The organism is Dyella caseinilytica (assembly GCF_016865235.1).
In the GTDB taxonomy this organism is placed as follows: Bacteria; Pseudomonadota; Gammaproteobacteria; order Xanthomonadales; family Rhodanobacteraceae; genus Dyella_B; species Dyella_B caseinilytica.
Window position 1 is genome coordinate 2,209,881 of sequence record NZ_CP064030.1, and the last position, 26,431, is coordinate 2,236,311.

The following is a 26,431-nucleotide window of genomic DNA, read 5'->3' on the forward strand; positions in this document are numbered from 1 at the left end:
GGGCAGACATTTCTGGAGATGCGGGCCATGCCTTGCGTTCGTTGCCCAGTCTGGCGAAAGCGGTATGCATCTGGCCAGACCACTGGCTGCGCCAAACCAGCCGTTCGCTGCAGCATCGGATTTTTGCGATGACTTTGGTGTAGCGTGACAGCCATGACCAACATTCGCCCGGATACCCACTCGACCCGCTGGATTTGGATCGCGGCCATCTGGTGCGCGGGGGCGCTGTTTGATGCGAGTCAGACCATCCTCACCATGCATGCCATGGGCGCGCGAGGAGCGTGGCTGTCCCCGTTTGTTATCGAGTTCGTGTGCTGGCTGCCCTGGGCGTTGGCGACACCCTTCATCGTCGAACTGGCGCGAAGGCAGCCGATCGTTCGTGGGGCAATTGTGAAGGCGGCGATCGCACATCTGGTGGCCTTCGCCATCGTCAGCACGGTCGCTGAGGCGTGGTCGGCCATGCTTCAGGTCATTTTTAATCCGTGGCACCACAAGTCGCCGCCCATCTTCATTGATACGTGGTACGCATTGCTCTCCGACCAGATCCTGACATTCGTGATCGCCTACGCGCTGATCCTGACCGTCACCTACGTCGTAGACTCGCGTGAAAAGGTGCAACGGCAGATGAGCGAGACCGCGCGGCTCAATGGGGAGCTGTCTCGAGCCCAGCTTGCTGCGTTACGGAGCCAGATGGATCCACACTTCATGTTCAACACGCTCAATTCGATCGTTGGCCTTGTACGAGATCAGCGCAACGATGCAGCGATCGGGATGATCGTGGGCTTGAGCGAGTTTCTGCGCCGCGCGTCCGAAGACTCTCACCGGGCACAGGTGACCCTGACGGAGGAGATTGAGTACCTGCAGCGCTATATCGACATTCAGAAGGTCCGCTTCGGGGACCGCCTTCGCGTGAGTTTGAACATCCCCGTTGAGCTCGGGGATGCACAGGTTCCGAGTCTTCTGCTGCAGCCGCTTGTGGAGAACGCCATCAAACACGGTGTATCCAAGCGCATTGCTGGAGGTGAGATCCGCGTCGCAGGTGCACGCTGTGATGACACCCTTCGTCTGACGGTTTACAACGATGGCCCATGGGTTCGGGAAGATCTGGATGCGACGTCCGGTGGTGTCGGCCTGGGCAATCTGCGCACCCGATTGCAGATCTTGCACGGAGACCGATCCGATCTGCTCCTGAGGCCCGCCGATACGGGCGGCGTGGAGGTTGTCGTGACGCTGCCATTCCTGGAGGCGTGAATGGCAGCGTCTGAGAACCATTCCCAGTCGATCCACGTCCTGGTCGTCGATGACGAGGCTTTGGCGCGGCGCAATCTCACGCTTTTGTTGCGCAACGATCCCGACATAGCATCGGTGACCGAATGCGGATCAGGCCTGGAGGCGATCAAGGAGATCAGGCGATCGAGACCAGATCTCGTGTTCCTGGACGTGCAAATGCCCGAATGCGATGGCTTCGACGTACTCGAGCTGCTCGGTGCGGACATGCCTGAGACCGTCATCTTCGTGACGGCCTACGACGCGTATGCGCTGCGCGCTTTCGAGGCTGGAGCGTTGGATTACCTCTTGAAACCCTTCGACGATGCTCGCTTCCATCGTGCCCTCGCGCGCGCCAAGGAAAAGCTCGTACGTTATGCGTCAACACAACGCCGCTCGATCAGCAGGATCGCAGTAAAGAGCCGAAATCAGACCTTGTTCCTTAACGTCGCAGATATCGACTGGATCGAAGCGGCAAGCTACTACGCCTGCATCCATGTCGGTGCGGAGATGCACATTCTGCGCCGTACGCTGCAAGAGCTCGAACAGGATCTGGATGCCCGAATGTTCGCGCGCATCCACCGCTCGATCATCGTCAACCTCGAACGGGTTCGAGGGCTGGCACTGCAAGACAATGGCGAATACGAGGTCGTTCTCGATTCCTTGGCTCGTCTCCATTTGAGCCGCCGCTACCGTAAGCGCATCCAGGATCGCCTGGAAGAGCTGTCAAGCAGTCACTGATACCAAGGCGGTGTTGCCGCCAAGCGACTGGAACTTTCGGCAAAGCAAAAAAAGCTGCCCATGCCAGCCGGGATGGCATGGGCAGAGGATTGTTGCTCTTTTTAATGCTGCGCGGTGTCATTTCCCGCGGTGTTTTGGCTCATGTTGTCCTTCATCGCATTGTTGCTCTTGGCGTCCATGGACATGGCATCTTTTGCCATGCTGCCTTTGGACATCGCGTCTTTCTTCATCGCGTTTTGACCCATTGCGTCCTTCTTCATGCCATCGTGATCCTTGCTGGTTTGGCTCATATCATCATGGCTCATTGTGTCCTTGGCCATTCCGTTATCTTGGGCAAAGACGCTGCCCGCACCGAGAGCCAGACACACGACAAGCGCTACGAGTTTGATGTTTTTCATGGGTAACTCCTTGCTCTACTTGGGTGAGAAAATGCACAGGTTGGTACCGTGCGGGATGAACACAGGACGGGCAAATCGACGTCACAGAAGATCCGTGGTGATGTAAGCAAAGACAGTCCGCGGTGGCGGCGACTGGAAAAAACCGGGCGTATATTGGGTCGCCCATACCTTGGCCGCCAAAAGATTCTGGATCTGTAGACGAAGGCTGCTCTTCTTACCGAAGGTAGTGAACTGATATCGGCCACCGAGATTCACTGCCGTGACTGCGGGAAAATAAACACCGTTGTCGATCGTGGCTGGCGCTCTGCCAAAATGGTTGGCTGACACATCCAGCGACGCCGCCGGCAACCACGGAAGGTCATAGTTGGCACTGGCTACATAGGTCAGAAGCGGTTGGCCGACAGCGACCAAACCGACCCCTTCAGCAGCAAGGTTTGGCCCCGCGATGCTGACCTTGCCCTCGAGAACGCCGATATTGACGTGCACGTGCGCGACCGGTTCGCCCGCAATCGAGAGCTCGACACCTTTGGCTCGCTGCACGCCGAGCTCTCGATCGACGTTGTTCGTATCCAGATCGAAGTAGGGCTTCTGAAGCTCGAACACGCCCGCGATGATCTTGAACTTGGGCGTGACGACATAACGTATGCCCGAATCGATTTGCCACGTCTTGGAAGCCGGAAGAACCGCTCCGCTGTTGGCTGCGAAGTTGGGTGCGGCTCCGGAGTTCTCGAGCCCCTGGGTGTATCCGGCGTACAGCGTCCATTGACGAGCGAGCGAAAACGCTGCGTTGCTATAAACGCGAGGAAGATGCGCGGACATCTCGGAATCGGGCGTTCCCGGGGCGACGACGGTTTCGCGATAGTTTTCATTCTGAATGCCGATTTCGAATTCGGCGCGTTGGCGCCAATCAACGCGATAAGCCGAGCCCACACTCCACAGTTCGGTATGATCATTCGTGGTCGCCGAATACGTGAAGTCCGGTTTGGGTAACTCCACGGGCACGCCGATGACGGCGGGTCCCTCGTCGACAACATCCTCGCCGCCGTAGCGCGCCACTGTGTCCCGGCCGCGAGCCATGAAGATGAGTTGCTGACGCCAATCACCGCCCACGAAGGCGCCTGTCACGCGCACTTCACCGGAGTTGGAAGACGTGTTCTGATCGGGGTATCCCACGACCAGATGCTCGGACTGGCCATTCGGCTGGATGTCGATGTACTGATCCGCAAAGCTGACGGGATAGTCGTTTGTCGAGCGAAAAACTCCCGCCTTTAGCTGCCACACCTTGGTCAACTGCGCAGACACGATGCCGCCCAGATTCATCGTCACATTGCGGCCTTCCGCCCAGTTTTGGCCAAGATAGCGTGCGGAAATAGTGGGTGGCAGGAAATCACCCGCTGTGAAGTACAGCGGAAATGTCCTTGCGTTGCTGGTTTGCTGCCAGTCAACAATCCCGCGCACAGTGATTTTGTCGTTCGGTGACCATAGGGGCGTCGCGCCTATGCTCGTTATATTCGACGTGTATCCGGGAAAGTTGCCGTAAGCTGGCGTCTGCGTGCTGACTTGCGTGCTTACTCCTATCGGCAGAACGAGTTCACTGCCGATCAAGGGCAGGCTACCGTCGATACTGACGCCGCGGCCTTCATCGGGACCGACATTTGCAATGACCGTCGCACTAGGCACGTCGCCTCCGGCGTGACGGAGGTCGTAATCCACGATGCCTGTCGGTGCGGGAAAGGCATAGCCAATTTCACTCACACCGACCTTGATGGTCGAATCCTCGATGACACGATTAGACAGCGCACCTTGTTGATCGAAGTAAAGACCGTCGATCCGCACATTGCCGGCTGTTTGTGGATCGAATCCGCGCACCTGGCCTGGTCCATATAGGCCCACGGACTCCAACCCGAGCGTTAAACCATAGGCGTCATCAGCGGCAGAGATGGGATTGTCAGAGGCGTGTTGAGCGCTCACTGCGGTCACCTGGAAGGCCGTGGCGGCGGCGATAACGACAGGGAACGTCCGACGCTTCTTAGATGTGACGCGCATAATGTCCGCTTCAGATTCAGGCATCGAACGTGCGTGATGTTGCGAACACGAGTGTAGGTGTGCGGGTCAGACCGACACATACCGCTTGCTGCAAAAAAGCGACCGCTCACTGCAAGAACGTGCAGACAAGTCCATCTTTGGAGACGGCTCGCTGCGTAGGCTCAGCAGTTAGCGACTACCATCATCTAAGCGGGACATTGGTCAAGTTGGAATTAACTCCTTGATCGACATCGAGGGCATGATGATTAGGGACTGTCGTTGGGGTGGGTGGTAGGCACACGGAATCTACTTAGTTGGGCAACAAAATCACCATGTTCACCCAGGTCGCTTGAGCTATCAGAATTGCCATCCAGATTAGGACTGCGGCGCAATGACTGCGGATAATGTCAGGGCGCAAGGCCTGGAGTGGAAATATTTGAACGGGTGACGATTTGTGATGCGAACATCTAAAATTTCAGTGGTTTGCCCCATACGCAAGACGTTCGACACTTCCTGTGCACTCCGGTAAAACGGTATACAAAGCTATTCGCTGTAACGATTCCCGGGCGGATAGTCCATCATCGCAAGGTTACGACACGTGGCCCGTATCCAATCATCGACGGAAATTGCAGATAAGTTTCGTCGCAGATATGGACGGGCAACTTGCGCTAGCCTGACGTCGATATCCCCGGCGCTTGGTGGCCGGCGAGGACGCGGGTGGCGTCTGGCGCTCATTGGCTGGCTACTGCTGGGTTGGCTGATGTTGCCCCTGACGCTGTTCGCAACCCAACTTCCGCTTACGGTCTACGATCAGAGCAGCGGCCTGACCAGCCTTTCGGTGGTTCGCATCTATCAGGATCGCGAGGGTTTTGTCTGGGCAGGTACGGAGAAGGGTCTGTATCGATTTGACGGCGTCGCCTTCAATCAGGTTGGTGCCGAGCAGGGCTTCCAGATTTCCGAAGTGATCAGTTTCGCGGAGGACACCAAGGGACGTTTGTGGGTGGGATCTCGCGCGGGCCTGCAGTTGCGTGAGAACGAACGCTTCGGTTGGGTTCGTCCGCAGGACAAGCCATTAGTGACTGACCGGGGACAGACGCTCGCCGCAGACGAAGACGCCGGCATGTGGCTGGTGAGTGGCAATCACCTGCTGCTGCTCACAGTAGACGCCCAGGGGCATTGGCGGGCCAGCTCACCTTTCAGCAATGAGCAACTACGCAATATCCCCGGGCTCAGCCAGGTCAACGCGGTATTTCATCGCTACGGCATTACCTGGTTCGGTTGCGGCACCGAGCTGTGCAGCCTGCGTGATGGACAATTGCACCGCTATGGTCCGGGAGCCAATGTTCCGGCGGACAAGTGGGTCGGATTCCTCGGCGCCAGTGACGGCAGCCTATGGGTGCGCGGCATCCATACCGTGCGGGTGTTGCCGCAAGGCGGTCATGCATTTATCGCGCGCGACATGCCGGCGAACAGCGCGGACGTAGCCGCCTCGAGCATCGACATCGTGCAGGACCGTGAAGGTCGTGTGCTGACCCGTAGTTCGCTTGGCTTGGCGCGCTGGAGTGGGCAGCGCTGGGAGTTGTTTGGTGCCGACGACGGTTTGCCCAAGGTGGGCGTGTCATCGTTGATCGTCGATCAGGACGACACAATATGGATCGGCACCTATGGTCGCGGCCTTCTGCACTGGAACAGTCGTGACGCGGTGGAGAATTGGACGACGGCCCAGGGCTTGAGCGGTTCATTGATCTGGTCGATCACACGTGCGCGCTCAGGTTTGGTGTGGGTGGCTGACGATCAAGGTGGAAGCGTGATTGCGTCATCCCAGGATCACGCTCAGATGTGGCCCATGACGGTGCCTCCTCCGCAGCAGACACGCACGTTGCTGGCTGCCGCGGACGGCTCAGTCTGGTGCTTCCTGTTCGACGGACGTGTATTGCGTTATGAGCCTGCGAGTGGCGCTACCCGCGTGATGGCGACGTTGCCTTTCCTTGTACGTGGTGCTTTCCAGGATAGTCACGGTCGATTCTGGGCTTACACCTTGGGCGGCCTGTACGGAGTCGATGTGCAACATGGCCAGGTGGAGAGGGCCGCGCCAGACCTGATTCCCACTTCGATGTGTTCGGATCTGGCGGAGGACGGCGATGGCCGTCTGTGGCTGGCTTGCAGCTCGGGATTGTTTCGCTATGCCGCCGGGCGCTGGAGCCGGGTGCGCGTCTTGCCGCAGGAGAGCCCGAGCGGATTCGAGAGCGTCCAGGTCACACCTGACGGACGGCTCTGGCTCAGTACGCTGCAGCCGGGTCTGTTGGTTGGCAACGTGAGCGATGCGGACAGCGTGAACCTGGCTTCCGTCGCTGATCCGCTGCTCGCCGATTCACGCGTGTACTTTTTGCGTACCGATCGTCGTGGGCGCTTATGGGTAGGCAGCAACAGCGGTGTGGACATGCTGGACGGGGAGCGCTGGACGCGCCTGGACATGCGCGACGGTTTGCTCTGGGACGAGACCAATCACGGCGCCTTCTACGCGGACGAGGACGGATCGGTATGGATAGGTACGCCGATCGGTCTCTCTCATTTGCTCAAGCCGGAGGAATTGCTGGCACCGCGCCAGATTCATCCCAGGCTGGTATCGGCCCAGTACGGCACGCACGAACTTGACGGGCAGGGACCGCAGGTGGATTTCAGCTCGGGCAGCGCACTGGTGCTTCGCTTCGCGGTGCTTGGAAACAGTTCGGGCAGCCCGGTGCGCTTCCGCTATCGCCTGTCTGACATTGATAGCGACTGGGTGGAAGCGTCCTCGCGGGAGTTGCGTTACGCCTCGCTGCCGCCTGGAAGTTATCGCTTCGAGTTGCAGACCATCGATGAGAACCAGCGCCGCCTGTCGGCACCCATCAGCCTGACCTTCACGCTCAGTCCTCCGTGGTGGCGCAGCAACCTCGCTGGTGTGGCCGCTGTCTTATTGGCGCTGGCTGCGATTGTGCTGGCCTGGCGTTGGCGTGTGCGGCTTTTAGTGAGGCATGCCCAACGTTTGGAACAAGCTGTGGCGGTACGCACAGGACAACTGCAGAATGTCATGCGCGCACGCAGCATGTTGCTGGCGCGCATCAGCCACGATCTGCGTTCGCCGCTCAGCGGGATCATTGACAGTGTGCGTCGATGGCGCGGGGGAGATACGCAGCGCGACTACCCGGGTCTTATCGAAAGCAGCGTTCGCCAGCAACTGGACCTGATCGACGAACTGCTGGAATTTTCCCGAGACGAACTCGCCGATTTTGAGCTGGTCGAATCACCCGGCTACCTGCATGCCTTTTTGCAAGGTCTGGTCGAACATGCCGCATTGCACGCCGAGAAGCATCGCAATCGCTTTGAATACCGCTACGCCGAAAATCTGCCTGCACTGGTAAAGCTGGATTTCCGGCGGCTGCGCCAGGTGCTGATGAATCTGATCGGCAATGCCGCCAAGTTCACGAACGACGGCTACATCGTGTTCACGGTGACGGCGACACCGTTGCAACAGGGGAATGTGCAACTTCATTTCATGGTCGAGGACAGTGGCATCGGTATTGAGCCGTCTGATCGCGAACATCTGTCGCTGCCTTTTGCGCGCGGCAGTAATGCAGCGCCCTACAACGGCTATGGCTTGGGGCTAGCGATCGTCACGCAGATCCTGGAGCGCATGAAAAGCCGCCTGACTATCGAGGCCGCCCCCAGCGGTGGCAGTCGCTTCGGTTTTTTGTTGGACGTGCCACTAGCCGAGGAGGACGAGCTTGAACAGGACCTGTTCGAAGACGATGGCGTTTTGGGTGAGATCAACGCTGCGGGTCACACGATCATGGTGGTTGACGACCATGCGCAGGGCCGAGAAATGCTTTGCGATCTGCTGGATGGTTTTGGGTTCGAGAGCCTTTCCGCTGCCGATGGGGAGCAGGCACTCGCATTGCTGGGTCAGCAATCAGTCAGTTTGATCGTCACCGACCAAGTAATGCCAGGCATGGGTGGTTGGGCGCTATTGCAGAGAGTGCGGCATCATTATCCCGAACTGCCTGTGCTGCTCTATTCGTCGCTGCCGCCTCGGCGTCCGGAAGGTTTCGAGGCGTTGGAGTTCGACGATGCGTTGCTTAAGCCGGCCAGCGGGAAGCAGTTGCTGGTTTGCATTAGTCATTTGCTTGGACAGCCGTCGGAGCTGAGTGCGTATTGAGCTTTTTATCATTCACGGCAATGCTTCAGCTTTGCTGCCGTCATGTCCGCGAAAGCGGGAATGACGGCATCTCCTGACTCGGAGATCGCTTTCAATCAAGCTTATTAACCGGGGTGATACCTGGCGCCTGTGAAAGCGCAAGATGCCGCCGCGCAAACTGCACGAAGCTCACGGCGGCCTGGCTCATCGCCCGTTCCTGTAAGGTCAGCGCATGCAATGGCAGCGACGGCGGATCGTGCGATTCGAATGCCGTGCGCAGGGAGCCTTCCTGGAGATCGGCGTAGCAGAGATAGAGGGGTAACTGCGCGTAGCCCATGCCGGCCCTGGCTGCTGCCAGCAACGTTGATGCATTGTTGCTAACGAAGCGTGGAGATGGCCGCCGGCGCGACGTGAGAGTCTGTTGCCGTGACGGTGTTGCGGCGACATGGCTAAGGTAATGCTGATCAGGTATCAAGTCCGGATGTTCCGGCAGGTCCGCTTGTGCCAGCAATCGAGGACTGGCCACCACCACGTGGCGCACGCTACCCAGTGCACGCGCGACGATATCGGCACTATCAGGTAGTGCGTCGTCCATGCAGAGCACGACGTCCGCGCGCTGTTCCAGCAAGGCACCGATGCCATCATCACTCTGTGTGGCGCTGATCCTGGTGTGCGGGCGCTGACGCGAAAATCCTTCCAGCATGCCCTCCAGCAATGGCAACAATCGACTATCTGCATGGACGCGTACGTGGCCGCCGGGAGAGTCTTTTATTTCACTGGCGGCGGCTTCTGCGGCAGCTGCAGCTTCACGAATCAATAAGGCGTGCCTATAAACTTGTTCTCCGACTGCTGTGACGGAGAAGCGGCGTGCATTTCGATGCAGGAGTTGCGCGCCCAACCGCTCCTCCAGTTCGATGATCCGGCGGCTAAGTCTCGACTTGGTGGTGCCTGCGCGTTGCGCCGCGGCAGAGAAGCCGCCGGCTTCCACCACCAGCGTCAATAGATATAAGTCCACCAGATTGTCTGCGTTATCCACTTGCGGCCCCTGTCTTGCATTCACGTACGTCACGCCAGCCGGACCGATAAACGGTGGTAGCGCGAGGTGGCGAAAGCTTAGTCGCGCCCCACGGGACGATCTTTTGAAGGAACCGACGCGACCTTTGCAGGAGGGGAGCGTGACCTATAATGCCCATTCACACAGCTGACGCACGCCGCAAAGGGCTTGCCGTGCGCCGGTCAGGGGGTGGCGGCACGATGTTGGCGCAAAATCAACCACTTATTTTGGTTATTGATGATCGGCCCGAGGAAATTCGCGCGGTGACCGAGTTGTTTCGTAACGAGCAGTTACGCGTTAGCGTGGCCACCGATATGCGGCAAGGTTACGAGCGCGCTGTGGCACTGATGCCCGATCTGATCCTGTTGGACGTGCGAATGCCACATGTCGACGGCCTCGCCGGCTCTCGTCTGTTGAAGGAATCGCCGCGGACACGCGACATCCCCATCATCTTCCTTAGCTCTGCGGGTGCACAGGATGAGCGTCTGGAGGGGCTGCTGCACGGCGCTGTCGACTACGTACTCAAACCATGCCTGCCTGCCGAGGTGCTGGCGCGCGTGCGCATCCATCTGCGGCGGGCACCGCGTACCGTCGTGCCCGAACCATCTACGCCGCCGGCACTGCTCTCACCGGACGAGGTGATCCTGCGCGCGGCGATGCGCTTCATTGGCGCGAACCTCGCCAAGCTGCCGTCATTGGCCGAGATCGCGCATAAAGTGGGAACCCACGACAAGAAGCTCTCGGCCATTTTCCGCCAATACCTGGGTATGACGGTGTTCGCCTGGATCAGGGACGAGCGGCTGCGTCGTGGACGGGAGCTGTTGGCCGATTCGCGTATGAGCATGCAGGACGTCGCCGAGCAGGTCGGATTCCGCAGCGCCTGCAATTTCACCACGGCTTTCCGTGAGCGCATGGGGGTTACGCCGAGTGCCTTCCGGCAACGCCAGCGAGAGCGCAGCGTAGATACAGCCGATTGAGTGGCCACGTGATGCTGGAAGCGTGACCCAGGCGACAAAAAATATTCCGCCCGGCCGTCACCCGGCATCCGTTGCGGCAAAGCTTTGCATGCAAGGACTCATCACCCGTGCACGCTGCCATGGTTGTGGAAAGAGCGTGCTACCACGAGAAAAAAGCCGGGTACGCGGCTTTGCCAAAATGATCTTTCGTCGCGCGCAGCATGACGCAATTTCCTGAGTTTGTGCCTTTGGTGTCAGCGTTTTCTCACCTAGCATACCCACACGCTAGTGGGTCCGGATAACGGATTACGCGTCGTTTATCGAATAAAAAAGTCATGCTGTTGTCATTGGAATGGCATCTCGCATGGCGCGCCGTTCGGGTGGATATCCCGAACGGAGGGGGTCGTAACTTTCGCATCAATGACCAATCCACTCGCCATTACGCGGGCAGCGTGTCTGCCTGCCGCATGCATTGGGTGTGCGGGGGCTACGCGTGTCCGAGCTATTCACCAGGGGGTGTTGGTAGTGGACAGGCGACATGACGTGAACTTCCAGGATCGTTCAAGGCGACGACGCTGATTGCGGCGACGCCCTCGGTGGCGTGCGCGAGCGCAGTCGCGTAGGTAATGCGGGTTTGGGGTAACTCCCAACACTTCGAAAGCATCACCGCACGGCTAGATCAATGACCGTCCGAAAGCGCCTGGGCGTTTTCGTGTCGTGTCTTGATGCGCGCGTCATTCGCTGTCGTGGCTGCTCGCTGGCCATTGATGGGGCAGAGGCGGTTATAGCGACCGCCTCTGCCCAATCATAGGAAAAGGCTTCCATCGCGCGATCTGACGGGCCAAGCGAGCGCTGGTCATTCCTATCGTTCACACATGTCGAAGTCGACGCGTGCAATGCCAATGCATTGCATCGCTGTCGCACGCCACCACCCGCTCTGATGGTTCTGCATTGCCGGTACGAATGCGGCTTGACCTTGCAATTTATTTCTTTAAAGGCGCGTTGAACTTATGAACCACATCTACAGGTTGTGCTGGAACCGCTCCCTTTCCCAATGGGTGCCGGCCTCAGAACTGGCGCACACCACGCAAGTGGGTGGTGGCTCGCGCAAGCGCAGTGTGACGGGCCAGCGCAGCATGGCGCTCTCGCTGCTAGCCATGTCGCTGAGCATGGCCGGACTTGCACATGCAGGCGCTGCACCGACGGGTGGCCAAATCGTGTCGGGCTCCGGCCAGATCCAGCAGGTAGGTCATGTCACCACGATCCGGCAGGACAGTTCGACGCTGATGCTGAACTGGCAGAGCTTCAACGTTGGATCCGATCAGACGGTGGATTTCTTGCAGCCGGGCAGCAGTGCGATTGCCATCAATCGCATCTTCAGCAATACGCCCAGCGAGATCGATGGACATCTCAATGCCAACGGTCAGGTATGGCTGATTAATCCGAACGGCGTATTGTTCGGTCAGAGTGCGCAAGTGAATGTCGGCAGCCTGGTGGCGTCGACGCTTGATTTTGATGACAGCACGCTCGACACCAACAATCGCAGCTTCAGCGGATCGGGCAAAGGCAGCATCGTCAATCGCGGAACTATCACCGCGGCCAATAGCGGCTATGTCGCCTTGCTCGGCAACCAGGTTTCCAACCAGGGCACCATCACCGCACAGCTCGGTACGGTGGCGCTGGCCGGCGGTAGTGCCGTCACGCTTACCTTCACCGGCAGCCAGCTCGTGCATGTGCAAGTGGATCAGAGCACGCTCGACAATCTGGCTGAAAACCGTCAGTTGATCGTCGCCGACGGTGGTCGCGTGATCATGACCGCCGGAGCCAAGGATGCTTTGCTTGCCAGTGCGGTGAACAACACCGGTGTGGTGCAGGCGCAGACGGTGCAGAACCACGGCGGTACGATCACGCTGTTAGGTGGCATGACGGCGGGGCAGGTGAACGTGGGCGGCACGCTGGATGCGAGCGCACCGAACGGCGGCAGCGGTGGCTCCATCGAAACTTCCGCCGCCAATTTCAATCTGGCGAACGATGCACATATTACCGCCGCCGCACCGCACGGGCAGGCGGGTACGTGGCTGGTCGATCCGACTGATCTCATCATCAGCAGCACCGATGCCACCACGATTTCCAACACGCTTCAGGGCGGTACCAGCGTTACCGAGCAGACCACGGCGAACACCGTAACCGGCGTCGGCACGCAAAGCGCTGGCCTGGGTGACATCACCCTGGCTGCGGGTGCGCAGGTGAGCTGGAGCAACCCGGCTAGCACGCTGGCGTTGGAGGCTTACAACGGCATCAACGTGAACGGGCAGATCAGTGGTTCCGGCAAGGTGTTTATGCAAGCCACAGGCACCAGTGGTGGTGGTATCACCATCGGCTCGGGTGGCTCGATCCAGGGCGGTGCTGGCGTCACGTTGGTGACGGCGACCAAGTTCGTCAATAACGGCAGCAGCACCGCCGTAAGTACTGGCACCTCGGTGCCGTGGCTCATCTATTCAGTCGATCCGACCGAAGACACCACCGGCGGCCTTACGCCGAATTTCATTCAGTACAATGCGCCGTATCAGACCGCGCCCGCGGCATCGGGCAATGGCTTTCTCTACAGTGGCGTGGCGCCCACACTCACGGTGACGGGCCTGAGTGGCAGCGTATCGAAAAGCTATGACGGCACCACCAACGCTACGCTCAGTGCATCGAATCTCACCGACAGCGGGCTGATCAACGGCGACACCATCGCTTCGGCAACGGGCACGTACCAGTCGGCCAACGCCGGCTCGAACATTGGCGTGACCACACCCGGCACCATCGGCGGTTATGCCATCACCACCTCCGCCGGCATTCCTGTCTATGGCTACAGTCTGTCCGGCACAGCCAGCGCAAATATCGGCACGATCAACCAGGCGGTATTGACGGCGACGATCGTCGGCGATCCTACCAAGGTCTACGACGGCACCACCACGGCGACGCTGAGTTCCTCCAACTACCAGCTCACAGGTTTCGCCACGGGACAGGGCGCCACGGTAAACCAGCCCAGCTCTGTCGCTTATGCCGGCGCGGATGCCGGCTCGCAGCAGGTGAACGCGACGTTCACCATCACCAACTTCGTTGCCGGCTCCGGCACCAATCTTTCCAATTACGTGCTACCCACCTCTGCCAGCGGCATGGGCGCGATCACGCCGGCACCGGTACTGCTCAGCGGCCTGCTGGCCAATAACAAGGTCTACGACGGCACCGCCACGGATGTGCTGAACCTCAGCAACGTTGGCATCTACGGCGTGATCTCGGGGGATTCCAGCGACGTCACGCTGAGCACCGCGGGTGGCACTGGCACCTTCGCCAGCACCAATGCTGGCAACAATATCGCGGTCAGCATCAGCGGCTTCACGCTTACCGGCAGCAAGGCTAGTGATTACGAGCTGATTGATCCGACCAATCTCACCGCGAACATCACGCAGAAAGCGCTGACCATCAACGGCGTGACGGCAACTGACAAAGTGTACGACGGCACCACCTCCGATACCTTGAACGTCGGCAGCGCCACGCTCGATGGCGTGGTAGGCGGTGATAACGTTACATTGCTGACCAGTTCGGCCACCGGCAATTTCAGCCAGTCTGATGTGGGCAGCGATCTGGCCGTGACGGCGAGCGGCTTGAGTCTTGCCGGTTCGGCAGCAAGCAATTACACGCTGACAGAACCGACGGGTCTTACGGCCAGTATCACGCCACGGCCGTTGACCGTTTCGTTCAACGGCAGCCCTGCGAAGACCTATGACGGCACCGATGCGGCCACGTTGACGCAAAACGATTTCAGCGTTACCGGCTTTGTGGGCACCCAGAGCGTCACGGTTTCGCAGAGTCCAGCGATTTATGCCTCGTCCAACGCCGGCACCAACATCGGCGTGACGGCCACCTTGCAGCCATCGGATTTCACGGCCGGCTCGGGTACGTCGTTGTCCAACTACAGCTTTAACAGCATCGTGACAGGTACGGGCACGATCAATCCGGCGCCGCTGGTTGTTTCGATTGTCAACAATCCGACCAAGGTCTACGACACCAATACCAATGCCACGCTCGGAGCCGGCAATTACACCTTGTCCGGCCTGATTGGCGGCGACAGCATCTCGCTGACCAATACGCCGACCACGGGCATCTACGCTTCGGCCAACGCGGGTATCGAGGGCGTAACTACCACGCTCAATAGCAGCAACTACAGCGCGACCGGCAGCACGCTGTTATCGAACTACGTGCTGCCGACGCTGGCCAGTGGCTTCGGCACCATTACCCCGGCGGCGCTCGGCATAAGCATCACCGCCAGCCTCAATCAGCCAGTCACGAAGGTGTATGACGGCACGAACACCTACTTGCTCAATGCCACGAGCGGTAGCGGGACCACTTATACGCAGGAGTTCAACCTGACTGGTTTTCAGGGCAGCGACAGTGCCTATGTCGATGCCAACATCACTGGTTACTTCGCGAGCAAGAACGTCGGCAGCAACCAGCCCTTCCAGGTCACGCTGAACGCTTCGGATTTCACCTTCACCAGTGGCAGCGCAAGTAATTACACCTTCCCCACCTATGTGTTCACCACCGGCAGCATCACGCCCGCGCCGCTGACGGTAAGCCTGGTTGGCAATCTCAACAAGGTGTATGACGGCACCACGGTTGCACAGCTCACCTCGTCCAATTTCCAGGTCAGCGGTTTTGTCAGTGGCGAAGGCGCAACGATCACGCCAACGACGTCGTTCAACTACACCACCGCCAACGCCGGCAGCAACATAGCGATCAACGGTACGCTGACGGCCAACAACTACACCGCCAACAGCGGCACGCTGCTGTCCAACTACACGTTGGCGAGCAGCGCTTCGGGACTGGGCAACATCGCGCAGGCGCCGCTCTACATAACGGGCGTGTACGCTACTAACAAGGTCTACGACACCACCACCAATGACACGCTCAACGTCGCTTCCGACGGCCTGGCGGGATTGGTGGCTTCCGACGTAGGCAATGTCACGCTGACCAGCTCCACCTCGGGTACGTTTGCGCAATCCAATGTCGGCACTGGCATTGGGGTCACGGCGAATGGTTTCTCCATTTCCGGTAGCGCCGCGTCCAACTACAGCCTGCAGCCAATCACCGGCCTGACCGCCAATATCACGCCCGCGCAGCTCACCCTCAGCGGTGTCACCGCCGCCGACAAGATTTACGACGGCACCACCGACGATACGCTCAATACTGGCAGCGCCGCGCTGCAGGGTGTGCTCGGCAGCGACAGCGTGACGGTGAATGTGAGTGGCGCCGCTGGCACGTTCAGTACTGCTAACGTTGGCAACAACCTCGCGGTCAGCACCAGCGGCTTCACTTTGGGTGGCGCGCAGGCGGGCAACTACACACTGGCTCAACCCGGTGGACTTACGGCGGACATCACGCCCGCGCAACTCACTGCAGTGATCACTGGCAGCCCGACCAAGGTGTACGACGGCACCGATTCGGCCACGCTCACTGCGTCCGATTACACCTTGACGGGTTTCGTCAACGGGCAGGGGGCCTCGATTCCGCAGTCAGCTACTGCCAATTACGTGACGCCCAATGCCGGCACCGGCCTGGGAGTGCAGTCGACCTTGGTGGTTTCGGACTTCGTGGCCAATGCCGGCACGCTGTTGTCCAACTACATCCTGCCGACGTCCGCGACCGGCAATAACGGCGTGATTACGCCGTACGTGCTCAACCTCAGCGGCACGCGCGTGTACGATGCCGGCACGGATGCGCTGGGCAATCTGTTCGGTACAGTGACCGGCCTCAACGGTGACACGTTTACTTTGAGTGGACAGGGCTCGACGTCGAGCAAGAACGTCGGCACGTACACCGGCACCGGCGCGACCTCGGGCTCGCAGCCGTTCAATCTCGGTTCGTTGGCCCTGACTGCCGCCGGCAGCAGCGGCTCAGGTACGGACCTCGCCAGCAACTACACGTTGGTCGGCGGCGCGGATGCGTTTGTGATCACGCCGGCGGTGCTGACCATCACCGGCACCACGGTCAACACCAAGACCTATGACGGCACCACCACGGCGACTTTGGGCGGCACGCAGACGCTGCAAGGTGTGCTCAGCGGTGACAACGTCACCGTCGCCAATGACGTCGGCAACTTCAGCTCGCCGAATGCCGGCACCAACATTCCGGTTAGCTCCGCCATCACGCTAGGCGGCACCGATGCCAGCAATTACATCCTCACCGAGCCGACCGGGCTCTCCGGCACCATCACCCAGGCGGTGATCAACCTCGCCGGTACGCGCCAGTACGATGCGACCAACAATGCCAATGCGAGTGCTTTCGGCAGCAACGGTGTGATCAGCACGGGCGTGGATGGTCAAACGCTGACGGTGACAGGTGCGGGCGCGGTGTCGAGCTCGGATGTGAACACCTACACGCAGACCGGCGGCACGTTCAATCTTGGCTCACTGGTCTTGGCCAATGGCTCTGGCCTGGCCAGCAACTACACGCTGGGTACTAGCAACACGTTCACGATCACGCCCTATGTGATCAATCTCTCCGGCACGCGCCAATACGACACGACCACCAACGCCGACGCGAACCTGTTCGGCAACAGCGGCACGATCACTGGCGTGGGCGGCGAAACGCTCACGCTGAGCGGCGTGGGTGGGGTATCAAGCAAGAATGTAGGCACTTACAACGGTACTGGCTCGAGCACCGGCTCGCAGGGGTTCAACCTCGACACGCTGCAATTGAACAGCGGCACTGGCACTGCCAGCAACTACACGCTGATCGGTGGCGCGGACCAGTTGACCATTACCAAGGCGCCGTTGACCATCACCGGCACCACGGTCGACCCCAAGACCTATGACGGCACCACCACGGCGACTCTGGGCGGCACGCAGCAGTTGCAAGGTGTGTTGGGCAGCGACAACATCACCATCGCCGACGACGTCGGCAACTTTGCTTCGCCGAATGCGGGCACGAACATCGCCGTCAGCTCCGCCATCACGCTGGGCGGCACCGACGCGGGCAATTACACGCTCACGCAGCCGACCGGCCTCACCGGCACCATCAACCAGGCGGTGATCAACCTCAGTGGCACGCGCCAGTACGACGGCAACATCGATGCCACCGCCACGGCTTTCGGCAGCAACGGCGTGATCAACACCGGCGTAGCTGGCCAAACGCTTACGCTGAGCGGCGCGGGTACGGTGACGAGTGCAAACGTGGGCAGCTACACCGGTGCGAACTTCAACACCGGCACGATTGCGCTGAACAACGGCACAGGCCTGGCCAGCAACTACACGCTCGTCGGCGGCACCGATACGTTTGCCATCACGCCCTATGTGCTCAACCTGATCGGCACTCGGGTGTACGACACTACCACCGGTGCCAATGCGAGTCTGTTCGGTAACGACGGTGTGCTCACCGGCGTCAATGGCGAAACGGTGAATCTCAGCGGCTCGGGCGTGCTTAACGGCAAGGACACGGGTACGCAATCGTTCGCCAACCTGGGCACGCTGAGCTTGGCCAGCGGCACGGGTTCAGCCAGCAACTACACGCTGGCCGGCGGCACGGATCAGGTGACCGTTACGCCTTATGTGCTCAACCTCAGCGGCTCGCGTGCGTACGACGGCACCACTGGAGCCAATGCCGCACTGTTCGGCGCGGGCGGCGTACTCACCGGCCTGAATGGTGAAACGCTCGCGCTGAGCGGCTCGGGCACGGTATCGAGCGCGAATGCGAGCGTGAACCCCTACACCGGCACTGGCGCGACCAACGGCTCGCAGGGCTTCAATCTCAACACGCTGCAATTGGGCGACGGCAGCGGCCTTGCCAGCGACTACACGCTGATCGGCGGTACGGACTCGCTGACGATCAACCAGGCCGTGATCAACCTCAGTGGCACGCGTCAGTACAACGGCGGTAACACTGCGAATGCCAGTGCGTTCGGCAACAACGGCGTGATCAGCACCGGCGTGAACGGCGAAACGCTCACGGTGACCGGCTCGGGCTTGGTGACGGGCACGAACGTGGGTAACTACACGGGGGGTAACTTCAACGATGGCACGCTGGCCTTGACCAATGGCTCGGGCTCGGCCAGCAACTACACGCTGGTTGGAGGCAGCGATGCCTTGGCGATCACACCGTACGTGCTTAGCCTCACCGGCACGCGCGTGTACGACACTACCACCGGTGCCAATGCAAGCCTGTTCGGCAACGGCGGCATACTCACCGGTGTGCATGGCGAAACACTTACGCTGAGCGGCGCTGGCGTCCTGTCCACCAAAAATGTAGGCCTGCAGCAGTCCTTCGCCGCCAACGGCCTGACGGGTTTTACGCTCACCGGCAATGGTTCGGCACTGGCCAGCAACTACACGCTGACAGGCGGCACGGATTGGGTGACGATCACCCCCTACGTGCTCAACCTCGGTGGCTCGCGCGCGTACGACGGCACCACGGGCGCCAACGCAAGCCTGTTCGGCAACGGCGGCGTACTGACCGGCTTGAACGGCGAAACGCTCACGCTGAGCGGCTCGGGTACGGTGTCGAGCGCGAATGCGAGCGCGAACCCCTATGCCGGTATCGGCTCAAGTACGGGCACGCAGGGGTTCAACCTCAACACGTTGCAATTGGGGGATGGCACCGGCCTGTCCGCCAACTACACGCTGATCGGCGGCACTGACGCGCTGACGATCAACCAGGCCGTGATCAACCTCAGCGGTACACGCCAGTACGACGGCGGTGTGGGTGCCAGCGCCAATGCCTTCGGCAACAATGGCGTGATCAGCACTGGCGTGAACGGCGAAACGCTGACGCTGACCGGCTCGGGCTCGGTGACGAGCGCCAACGTGGGTAACTACACGGGGGGCAACTTCAATGATGGCACGCTGGCGCTGACCAATGGCTCGGGCTCTGCCAGCAACTACACGCTGATCGGCGGCATCGACTCACTGACGATCAATCAGGCCGTGATCAACCTCAGCGGTACGCGCCAGTACGACGGTGGCGTCGATGCCGGCGCGAGTGCCTTTGGCAACAACGGCGTGATCAGCACCGGTGTGAACGGCGAAACGCTCACGCTGACAGGCTCGGGCACGGTGACAGGCGCCAATGTAGGTGGCTACTCGGGATCTAACTTCAACACCAGCACGCTGGCTCTGGGCAATGGCTCGGGCTCGGCCGGCAATTACACGCTGGTCGGTGGCAGCGATACCTTGGCGATCACACCGTATGTGCTTAGCCTCACCGGCACGCGTGTTTACGACGGCACCACCGGCGCCAATGCCAGTCTGCTCGGCAACAACGGCGAACTGACCGGCGTGAATGGCCAGACGCTTACGCTGAGCGGTACTGGCGTGCTGTCCAACAAGAATGTCGGTCAACAGCTGCCCTTCGCCAGCAGCGGCTTGAATGGCTTCACGCTCACTGGCAATGGTTTGACGCTGGCAGGCAACTACACGCTGACGGGCGGCACAGATTGGGTCACCATCACGCCTCTCGCTATCAACGTCAGCGCCACCGGCGAGAACAAGATCTACGACGGCAACACCACCGCCGGCGTGACGTTTGCAAGCCATGGCGTACTGCCGGGCGACACGGTGAACTTCAGCGATGGCGCGGCCAACTTCAGTTCGCCCAATGCTGGCAGTAACGTGTCGATCGCTGTCTCCGGCATTACCGCATCCGGTGCCGATGCCGGCGACTACACCTTCAACACGACGGCCACCACCAGCGCAACGATCAGCCCGTACGTGCTCAGTCTCACCGGTACGCGCGTCTATGACGGCAGCACCGATGCGAACGCGGGCCTGTTCGGCAACAACGGCGTGCTGACCGGCGTCAATGGCGAAACAGTGGCGCTCAGTGGCTCGGGCGTGCTTACCAGCAAGAACGTGGGCACGCAGCTTGCGTTCGCCAATACCGGCTCGCTGGTGCTGAGCGACGGTACCGGCTTGGCCAGCAACTACACGCTGGCCGGCGGCACCGACTGGGTGACTATCACGCCACTGTCGATCGTGGTCGACGCTACCGGTACCAACCGTTCGTACAACGGGCAGGTGGGGGATGTGGTTTCGCTCACGGCCGAGGGTGTCGTGCCGGGAGATCAGTTGAGCTTTACAGATAGCTCGGCCAACTTCGCCAGTCCCTTTGTTGGGAACGGCAAAACCGTCACGGTCAGCGGCATTACGGCGATCGGCACGGATGCGGCCGATTATGTGATCACCGACCCGATCACCATCACCACGGCCGACATCACCAGTGCGGGCTTCGTCGGCAGCGGTGTGCAGAGTAGCTGGATCGCACAAATGCAGGGCGGCTTGCAATCGACGCCGATTGCGACGCCGTACGGTTCGACCGATATGGATACGGTCGGCGTCTATACCGGCAACCAGCAGTTGCGCCATCAACCGATTGAACGTAACCGCGCGCGCGTCGACTTCCATTCCGGCCTCGCCTTGCAAATGCAGAACGGCGGCGTGCGTCTGCCCTCGGATGCCTCGCCGTGATCGATCACACCAAGCTGCACCACAACAAGCTGTCCTACCGCCCCGGTGAATTCATGAAAAAAGAGCCACAGACGGCTGCGTTGCGTCTTTCCCTGCTTTGCTCGGCGCTTGCCTTGTGCGCGCCGGCCGTGCACGCGCAAACACATGTCACGACGCCGCAAACCAACAGCGGCCAGTTGCTGCAGCAGATGCAACAGCCACCGCAACAACCGTCATCCAACCTGGATCTGGACATACAGAAACAGAAAAGCCAACGTTCGGGAGACAACAGCAAGTTCTATGTGCGCACTATCCAGATCAGCGGCAACCAGCTACTGCCCACCAATGCCCTGCATGCGCTGGTGGTTTCCGGCGAAGGACATGAGCTAAGTCTCAACGATCTGGATGACCTGGCGGACAACATCAGCACCTACTACCACGATCACGGCTACCCGCTGGCGATCGCCTACGTACCGGCGCAGACCCTGCATGATGGCGTGGTGCGCATTGCGGTGGTCGAAGCGCGTTACGGCAAAGTCCTGCTGCAGAACCAGAGTGCCGTCGGCCACTATCCGCTCAGCGCCACCTTGTCGCCGCTGCAACCGGGTGATCCAGTGAGCGATTACAGCCTGGAACGCAGCTTGCTGCTGTTATCAGATATTCCCGGCGCGCTGGTCAATTCCGTCGTGCGTCCCGGCGAAGCGGAGGGCACTTCCGATCTGGTAGTGAACGTCACCTCCGCGCCTCGCTACACCGGCACGCTGGGCCTGGATGATTACGGCAATTCGTATACCAATCGTGAGCGCCTTTCCGGCACCTTCGATGTCAACGGTCTGTTCCATCAAGGCGACCTGCTTGATTTCAGCGGTGTCAGTTCCGGTGCAGATATGGATTATGGCCACGTCGGCTACCGTTATCTGCTGACCGGGCAGGGCACCACGCTGGGCCTGGGAGTAACCGGTCTCGATTACCGGCTGGGCAATGGCCTGTCCGATCTGCATGCGCACGGTACGGCCACCACCCAGAGCGTCAACCTCTCGCAGCCGTTCATCCGCAACACCCGCGGTAACCTTTATGCGCAGCTCGAGTTCGATCACAAGCACTTGTATGACGACATCGATCTGGCCGGATTGGAAACCCATCGCCATGCCGACAACTGGGTGTTGACCGTGGCAGGTGACCAGCGCGACAGCACCGGCATCACCAACTTCAACGTCAGCGGCACCTATGGCCGTTTGCATCTGGACAACTTCCAGACCCTGTTCTACGACTACTTCGGCGCGCGTACGGCCGGCAGTTTCGTGAAATTGTATTACTCCGCATCGCGCCTGCAGCAGCTCGATTCCACCAATGCGCTGTATTTCGGCTTCTCCGGACAACACGCCAACAAGAACCTGGATACCTCCGAACAGTTCTATCTGGGCGGCCCGAACACCGTGCGTGGCTATGACGTCGGCGTGGTATCCGGCGCACAAGGCAATCTCGCCACTATCGAATATCGCCACGACTTCACCATCTCGGCCATGCCTGGCCCATGGCAGGCGTCGGCCTTTGTCGATAGCGGACACGTGCAGGCGTACAAAGATCCATTTCTTCCAGGCACCAACGGCGCGCGCCTCAACAGCGCAGGCTTGGGACTGCATTGGTCTGCGCCGCACGATTGGGTGATCGCCACCAGTGTGGCCACACCCATTGGCAACAAGCCGGTGCTGGCAGGTCCACACGTCAGCACGGCAACGCGGTTCTGGTTCCAGGTGCAGAAGGGGTTTTACTGAGGAAGGGTGGGGAAGGGCATGCCTTCGACAAACCTTCCTTATCCTGATTAGAGCGAAGATCCTTATGTAATTTGCTGAGCGCGGGGATTTTCGTCAGCGCGCCATAGCAACAAACAATTAGATGAATTACGAAGGTTGCCGCACTTCGACACCTTCCATTTTATGCATTAAAGATGGGCGCCGAAGTCAACCCGTTTCAGAAACTCGTATCGTGCCGCACCTTGATCGACAGTGACGTGCGTATCCACACCAATCACTTGGCGCAAGATGCCATGGTCTTTGCTCGTGGCCGCGGGCCAGTTCGGAAGCTCCCGGGTATTGGGGTTGCCTGTTTTAATGAAGCTGGCCCAGTAGCCTTCCATGATGCTTGAAACATGGTCGTCTGCAGCAGTCCAAGCATAGACTTGGTTGCCAGATAGATTGCCCAAGGCATATTCAATTTCACCGCTATGCACTGCGCCAGCATCGAGGGCTGCGCTGCCATCGCGCTTGGCCGGACGAGCTTTGGTGAAATAGTAGTAGTACACCGGCGCACCACCTGTCCGGCGCTGCAGGTCCATCCAGCACCACGTTGAAAAAGCAATGAACTGGTCGCTGGCAAAGGCCGTCGCAGAGGCTTTGACTTCGGTTTCGGTATCGCCTGGATACAGTTTCAGTGCGTCAATGGCTTGCTTGCCCAATCGCCGCTTCATGGCATCGCGATAGTTTTCCGGCGTCGGAGCCAGGTCTGCGAGCACGCTGGTGTAATAGCCTTCTTGCGAATTGGAGCCGACCAGCAATGGAATGTGTGCCTGTTCCCCCGCTGCGTAGATAGATTCGGGCGAACGTGACAGGAAGTAGCCGTCAACGGTTGGCTTGAAGTCGGGAACTCCCTTCTCACCAGCAATCTCGAGCAGTTTGTCAGCACTCGTTTCGCGCAATTGATCCAGCGATGTTGCTCCGGCGCGCTTCTCGAAGTTTTCACCTTCGCGTTCTGCCAGTGTCAACGGCCCGGGTTTGAGATTGCCAAGCATGGCGCCACTTTCGCCTATCGCGCGTTGCATCAGGCCCTTGGACAACGGCGAGGCCATCTGGGCCGAAACTGACATGGAGCCAGCCGATTCGCCGCCTATAGTCACTTGACTCGAATTTCCACCAAACGCAACGATGTTGCGCTGAACCCAACGCAACGCGGCATTTTGATCAAGTAACCCATAATTACCAGTGGCATGTTCGGGCGACTCGTCGGCTAGAGCAGATAGGGCCAGAAAACCGAACACGTCCAATCGATAGTTCACGGTGACCACCACGATGCCATGTTGAGCCAGGCTGGCGCCGTCATATCGATGCTCTGAACCGTCACCCTCGGTGAAGCCGCCGCCGTAGAAATACACAAGTACGGGCAACTTTCCGTTGGTCGGCTGTGCAGGCGCCCACACATTAAGGTAAAGACAATCTTCGCTCATGCCGTCAGAGCGGAACACCATGTCTTTATATATCTCACGCTGCATGCAGCGTGGCCCGAAATGATCGGCCGGTCGCAGGCCGGTCCACGACGCAACGGGTTGCGGCGGCTTCCAGCGCAACGGGCCGAGCGGTGGCGCAGCATACGGAATGCCTTTGAACTCGTTCAATCCTGTCTTGGCGTCATAGGTGCCCGAAACCTGCCCCGAAGCGATGCTTGCGACAGGAGGTGGCTCAGAGGCCAGAACAGAGTAGGCCCCAAACGCTGCGGCGTTGATGATAAGGACACGAAATACACGTGTGAACGCAGTGAGCATGATTCAATGGTTCGTCGAGTTCGTAGAGATGACCAGCATGTTGAAGCAACGTGCAAAGCTTACTTTGTTGCTTAGTTAACTCTATATAGGAAACATCCATGCGGCGGCAAGCTGATTGTCAAGCGATCGGACGCGTCCAGAGAATCGCCGCTCCATAGCTCGTGTGCTGCATGCGCGCCTGGAGTCATGCCAAGCTCCTCCCAACTCGCAATCCATGTTGTTGGCTTGTCGTCCAGGTTGAACACGGCCAGATAGCGTTCGCCGGCTTTACCAGAAGCCACCCATACGCGCACCTGTTCGATGCCAACCGGCAGGTGTTCCACCGGATGATTGTCGTGGCTGTATTGATCAACTGCGATGACACCTCTATTGGTGATCAATGCACGCGTGACGTCATCCATCTCGGTAAGATTGGCGCCGAGAATCAGCGGCGAACGTGCCATGGCAAGTAAGGTCAGCTGCGTGCGTTCTTCATCCAGTGTGAGACGTGTATGACGTGGTCCGCCCAGGCCAGGATGCGGCGCGAGCATGCCGAACGGCAGCATATCGGCATCGGGCCAGCGGCCGTCGTGGGCTTGCCCTACCCATGGCAGCAGGCGATCGAAGATATTGCGCAAACCCGATGGAAAATCGTCGGAAGGATGGTCGTGCTTGAATATCCAGCCATCCCATATGTCGTTGGAAATGCGCCACATCTCGCCGTATCGGCGAATTTCCGCAGCGTGCGAAGGCTGGGTCGGTCCGGGCGATAGACTCAGCACAATCGGGCGCCCGGTCTTTTTGATCGCTGCGGCGATTTGGCGAATCTCGCTGATCCGGTAAGGATTATTGGCAATGCAATCGACTTTGAGAAAGTCCACGCCCCAATGTGCGTATAGCGCCAGCATGGCATCGTAATAGGCTTGTCCCGCCGCGTTGTCGCGAATACCGTAATCGCCGTCGTCCCACGAACAGGTGTCGGCCTTATCGGCTGCATCCTGTGCATGGAAGTTGGAACCAGCGATCGGCAGATTCGCTTCCACGGCCTGTTTGGGAATCCCGCGCACAATATGGATGCCGAACTTCAACCCTTGCGCGTGCACCCAATCTGCGATGGGTTTGAAGCCTTGTCCATCAGCGGAAGAGGGAAAGCGCTTCGGTGCGGGAATCAACAAGCCGTTCCCATCCATGGCGTAGTTGCGATGTTGCAACGTGTCGCCGAACGGATTGCCCATGTACCAGCCTTCATCGATGACGGCATAGGTCCAGCCGTAAGCGTGCAGCTTCGCGAGTTCCACGGCGTTGGCCTTGAAATCGCCTTCGTCGATGGTGAGGCCATAGGAGTCCCAACTGTTCCAGCCCATGGGCGGAGTAAGGGCGATCTCCTGGGCGCCGGCTGACGTGGCAGCGGCGAGCAGGATGGGCAGCAACAGTGCACTTCTTAGCCAAGGTGACATGGAGTCATTCATCCCTTTTTCGAATATTGAAAAATCATGTTTATTCGATGACGTAGCACTACGCCGCATCAGCCAAGCCGTGCCCCATGATCTTGAACGCGATGGCATGCTCACCCGACACGTTCTGTGGAAGTTCAAGGGTAAGCCCCAGCGCGTCACGCTTGAACTGCAGTGGTGCCCACGAGCCGATCACTTCCACGCGGTCGACGCTGCCGATCACGTTCGACGCAAGCGACTTCAGCGTCAGATGCGATGCAGTAGGGCGCCCCAATACGATGGCGAAGAGCGTGTCGCCCTTGGTGGTGAATCGGATGTCGGTTGTCGAAGTTATCGTGGTGATTGGCCAGCGCCACAAAATATTT

General features: G+C 59.6%; 12 protein-coding genes. 6 read left to right on the forward strand and 6 right to left on the reverse strand.

Going from position 1 to position 26,431, the window contains the following annotated elements; translation table 11 throughout:
• Nucleotides 1-153 precede the first annotated feature (153 nt).
• Together ISN74_RS09655 and ISN74_RS09660 are read left to right on the forward strand one after the other, a co-directional pair.
• Complete coding sequence (locus ISN74_RS09655; RefSeq protein ID WP_188799122.1) at nucleotides 154-1,251, forward strand: sensor histidine kinase; 1,098 nt, start codon at nucleotides 154-156, stop codon at nucleotides 1,249-1,251.
• Nucleotides 1,252-2,007, forward strand: coding sequence for a LytR/AlgR family response regulator transcription factor (locus tag ISN74_RS09660; RefSeq protein WP_188799123.1), 756 nt, complete (start codon nucleotides 1,252-1,254; stop codon nucleotides 2,005-2,007).
• A 101-nt stretch (nucleotides 2,008-2,108) separates the two neighbouring features.
• Here the strand turns inward: ISN74_RS09660 and ISN74_RS09665 are convergent, their stop codons facing one another.
• Nucleotides 2,109-2,405, reverse strand: coding sequence for a pentapeptide MXKDX repeat protein (locus tag ISN74_RS09665; RefSeq protein ID WP_188799124.1), 297 nt, complete (start codon nucleotides 2,403-2,405; stop codon nucleotides 2,109-2,111).
• 81 nt (nucleotides 2,406-2,486) lie between these two features.
• Nucleotides 2,487-4,451: a porin family protein gene (locus tag ISN74_RS09670; RefSeq protein WP_188799125.1), complete on the reverse strand. Its 1,965-nt coding sequence runs from the start codon at nucleotides 4,449-4,451 to the stop codon at nucleotides 2,487-2,489.
• A gap of 739 nt (nucleotides 4,452-5,190) precedes the next feature.
• Between ISN74_RS09670 and ISN74_RS09675 the strand changes: the two genes are divergently transcribed.
• Nucleotides 5,191-8,625 (forward strand): two-component regulator propeller domain-containing protein, encoded by a 3,435-nt coding sequence (locus ISN74_RS09675; protein WP_188799126.1) that lies wholly within the window; start codon nucleotides 5,191-5,193, stop codon nucleotides 8,623-8,625.
• A gap of 91 nt (nucleotides 8,626-8,716) precedes the next feature.
• On the opposite strand, the gene ISN74_RS09680 is transcribed toward ISN74_RS09675, so the two are convergent.
• On the reverse strand, nucleotides 8,717-9,640 hold the full coding sequence (locus ISN74_RS09680) for a LysR family transcriptional regulator (protein WP_188799127.1): 924 nt from the start codon (nucleotides 9,638-9,640) through the stop codon (nucleotides 8,717-8,719).
• 149 nt (nucleotides 9,641-9,789) lie between these two features.
• Between ISN74_RS09680 and ISN74_RS09685 the strand changes: the two genes are divergently transcribed.
• The 3 genes from ISN74_RS09685 to ISN74_RS09695 all read left to right on the forward strand — a co-directional run bounded on the left by ISN74_RS09685 (nucleotide 9,790) and on the right by ISN74_RS09695 (nucleotide 22,873).
• A complete protein-coding gene (locus ISN74_RS09685) occupies nucleotides 9,790-10,635 on the forward strand; it encodes a response regulator transcription factor (protein WP_229679114.1) in 846 nt (281 codons plus the stop codon).
• A gap of 989 nt (nucleotides 10,636-11,624) precedes the next feature.
• Nucleotides 11,625-21,119 carry a YDG domain-containing protein gene (locus ISN74_RS09690; RefSeq protein WP_188799128.1) on the forward strand — a complete coding sequence of 3,165 codons (9,495 nt, stop codon included), beginning with the start codon at nucleotides 11,625-11,627 and terminating at the stop codon, nucleotides 21,117-21,119.
• Entirely contained in the window at nucleotides 21,116-22,873 is a 1,758-nt protein-coding gene (locus ISN74_RS09695) for a ShlB/FhaC/HecB family hemolysin secretion/activation protein (RefSeq protein ID WP_229679116.1), read from the forward strand. Before ISN74_RS09690 ends, ISN74_RS09695 begins: the two co-directional genes overlap by 4 nt.
• 167 nt (nucleotides 22,874-23,040) lie before the next feature.
• Here the strand turns inward: ISN74_RS09695 and ISN74_RS09700 are convergent, their stop codons facing one another.
• The 3 genes from ISN74_RS09700 to ISN74_RS09710 all read right to left on the reverse strand — a co-directional run bounded on the left by ISN74_RS09700 (nucleotide 23,041) and on the right by ISN74_RS09710 (nucleotide 26,424).
• Nucleotides 23,041-24,633 carry a carboxylesterase/lipase family protein gene (locus ISN74_RS09700; protein WP_188799129.1) on the reverse strand — a complete coding sequence of 531 codons (1,593 nt, stop codon included), beginning with the start codon at nucleotides 24,631-24,633 and terminating at the stop codon, nucleotides 23,041-23,043.
• Nucleotides 24,634-24,704: 71 nt separating this feature from the next.
• Nucleotides 24,705-26,081 (reverse strand): glycoside hydrolase family 27 protein, encoded by a 1,377-nt coding sequence (locus ISN74_RS09705; protein WP_203546739.1) that lies wholly within the window; start codon nucleotides 26,079-26,081, stop codon nucleotides 24,705-24,707.
• A gap of 46 nt (nucleotides 26,082-26,127) precedes the next feature.
• Nucleotides 26,128-26,424 carry an alpha-L-fucosidase C-terminal domain-containing protein gene (locus ISN74_RS09710; RefSeq protein ID WP_203546740.1) on the reverse strand — a complete coding sequence of 99 codons (297 nt, stop codon included), beginning with the start codon at nucleotides 26,422-26,424 and terminating at the stop codon, nucleotides 26,128-26,130.
• Nucleotides 26,425-26,431 lie beyond the last annotated feature (7 nt).

Coding starts and splice junctions, on each gene's coding strand:
- ISN74_RS09660 (WP_188799123.1), top strand. CDS start 1,252: ATGGCAGCGTCTGAGAACCATTCCCAGTCGATCCACGTCCTGGTCGTC.
- ISN74_RS09700 (WP_188799129.1), bottom strand. CDS start 24,633: ATGCTCACTGCGTTCACACGTGTATTTCGTGTCCTTATCATCAACGCC.
- ISN74_RS09690 (WP_188799128.1), top strand. CDS start 11,625: ATGAACCACATCTACAGGTTGTGCTGGAACCGCTCCCTTTCCCAATGG.
- ISN74_RS09670 (WP_188799125.1), bottom strand. CDS start 4,451: ATGCGCGTCACATCTAAGAAGCGTCGGACGTTCCCTGTCGTTATCGCC.
- ISN74_RS09705 (WP_203546739.1), bottom strand. CDS start 26,081: ATGAATGACTCCATGTCACCTTGGCTAAGAAGTGCACTGTTGCTGCCC.
- ISN74_RS09665 (WP_188799124.1), bottom strand. CDS start 2,405: ATGAAAAACATCAAACTCGTAGCGCTTGTCGTGTGTCTGGCTCTCGGT.
- ISN74_RS09685 (WP_229679114.1), top strand. CDS start 9,790: ATGCCCATTCACACAGCTGACGCACGCCGCAAAGGGCTTGCCGTGCGC.
- ISN74_RS09675 (WP_188799126.1), top strand. CDS start 5,191: ATGTTGCCCCTGACGCTGTTCGCAACCCAACTTCCGCTTACGGTCTAC.
- ISN74_RS09655 (WP_188799122.1), top strand. CDS start 154: ATGACCAACATTCGCCCGGATACCCACTCGACCCGCTGGATTTGGATC.